The 1989-nt window shown below is 71.9% G+C and carries 3 protein-coding genes; 1 reads left to right on the forward strand and 2 read right to left on the reverse strand.

Going from position 1 to position 1989, the window contains the following annotated elements; translation table 11 throughout:
- Window positions 1-359 (reverse strand): response regulator (locus tag AC27VN_RS39970; RefSeq protein WP_490880284.1); only part of this gene is annotated, 359 nt, incomplete at its 3' end.
- Between the two features lie 108 nt (window positions 360-467).
- Window positions 468-1430, reverse strand: a complete 963-nt coding sequence (locus AC27VN_RS39975) for a helix-turn-helix transcriptional regulator (protein ID WP_431512574.1) — start codon at window positions 1428-1430, stop codon at window positions 468-470.
- A gap of 96 nt (window positions 1431-1526) precedes the next feature.
- Between AC27VN_RS39975 and AC27VN_RS39980 the strand changes: the two genes are divergently transcribed.
- Window positions 1527-1931 (forward strand): GFA family protein, encoded by a 405-nt coding sequence (locus tag AC27VN_RS39980; RefSeq protein ID WP_093341434.1) that lies wholly within the window; start codon window positions 1527-1529, stop codon window positions 1929-1931.
- Window positions 1932-1989 lie beyond the last annotated feature (58 nt).

A 1989-nucleotide genomic window follows, 5' to 3' on the forward strand; every position in this document is an offset into this window, starting at 1 on the left:
TCGGTGCCGTCCTTGAGCAGGTAGCCGCTGGCGCCGGCCTCGAAGGCGCGCAGCATGTTGGCCTCGTCGCCGAAGATCGACAGCACCATCACCGCGCAGGCCGGCTGCATGCTGCGGCAGCGGTCGATGACCTGCAGGCCCGGCAGGTCGGGCAGGCCCAGGTCGACCAGCAGCACGTCGACCGCGTTGTCCTCGAGCCAGGCGAGCAGCTCGGTCGCGGTCGAGGCGCTGTGGGCCAGGGTCAGCGAGGGATCGGCATCGACCACGCGGGCCAGGCGTTCGCGCATGCCGGTGTCGTCCTCGACCAGCGCGACCTGCGTGGTCGAGAGAAGGGGGGCGGCTGCGGTGTCGATGGCCATGGCGCGGAGGCGGCGGTCCTCGGGTGGGTGGACTCCGCAGCGTAGGGGCCGGCGCGCACCATGCCCATCCTATATACGTGGGATACGTGGGGGAGCGGACCGCGGCGCTCAGCGGCCCGACATGCGCGCCAGCCGCGACGCCACCCGCTGCAGGTGCGCGCCGAGCTCGGGCGGCGACTCGACCTCGAAGTCGTGCCCCAGGCAACCGAGCCAGACCGCCAGCGCATCGAGCGAGTTGGCCGCGGTCTGGATGCGCGTGCGATCGGGCGCCACGGCCTCGGGCACGCCGCCGACCCACGACAGTTGCCCGTCGAGCGCGGCCACGGGTGCATGCACCAGCACGCGCGCATGGTGCAGGTAGGGCGAGATCTGCAGCGCGTGCTGCATGTAGGCCGCGATGTCGCCGTGCGGCAGCCGCCGCGGCGTGAAGTGCGCGCCGGTGGGCTCGGGGTCGACGATGCGGTCGAGCCGGAAGGTGCGCCAGTCCTCGCGGTCCGTGTCCCAGGCCAGCAGGTACCAGCGCTGGCCGGTCTGCACCACGCGGTGCGGCTCCACGCGGCGGCTGCTGACGACCTCGTGGTGGTCGCGGTAGCCGAAGCGCAGCAGCGCGCGGTCGGCGCAGGCCTCGGCGAACAGCGACACCGCCTTGAGCCGGATGTCCGAGCGCTTCTGCAGCACCGGCACCACCGTGGCGCGCAGCTTGTCGAGCCGGCGGCGCAGCCGCGGCGGCATCAGCTGCTCGAGCTTGGCCAGCGCGCGCATCGAGGCGTTCTCGATGTCGTTGCCGCCGTCGCTGGAGGCCGGGCCCACGCCCAGGCCGACCGCCACCGCGATCGCTTCCTCGTCCTCGAGCAGCAGCGGCGGCAGGCTGTTGCCCGCGCCGAGTCGGTAGCCGCCGGCCACGCCCGAGGTGGAGTCGACCGTGTAGCCGAGGCTGCGCAGCCGGTCGACGTCGCGGCGCAGGGTGCGCTCGGTGATCTCGAGGCGGCGCGCGAGCTCGGCGCCGGTCCAGGCGCGCTGGGCCTGGAACAGCGACAACAGGCGGATGAGGCGGGCGGTGGCGGACAGCATGGACGCGATGATGCCTGCGATCGAGGACAGGATCTGTCCGCAATGGACCTTAGTCTTCGGGCCTTCCAACACCCCAGACCCCCAGGAGAAAAGCCCATGCTCAAGACCTACAACGGCAGCTGCCACTGCGGCAAGGTTCGCTTCCAGGCCGACATCGACCTCGCGGCCGGCACCGGCCGCTGCAATTGCTCGATCTGCGCCAAGGCGCGCAACTGGGGCGCGATCGTGCGGCCCGAGGCCTTCCGGATGGTCAGTGGCGAGGACGATCTGTCGAGCTACCAGTTCGGCTCGTACAGCGCGCACCACCTGTTCTGCCGCCATTGCGGCGTGCGGCCCTTCGGCCGCGGCGACGTGGCCGAGGTCGGCGGCAAGTACGTCAGCATCAACGTCAGCTGCCTCGACGACGCCACGCCCGACGAGCTGGTGGCCGCGCCCGTGATGTACATGGACGGGCGCAACAACAACTGGTTCAACCCGCCGGCCGAGACGCGGCACCTGTGACCGGCGGGCGATAAAAAGCCCCGCGGCCTGGCGGCGGCGGGGCTCGCGCGACGGTGCT

The organism is Variovorax sp. 20P10.2.4 (genome assembly GCF_058244205.1).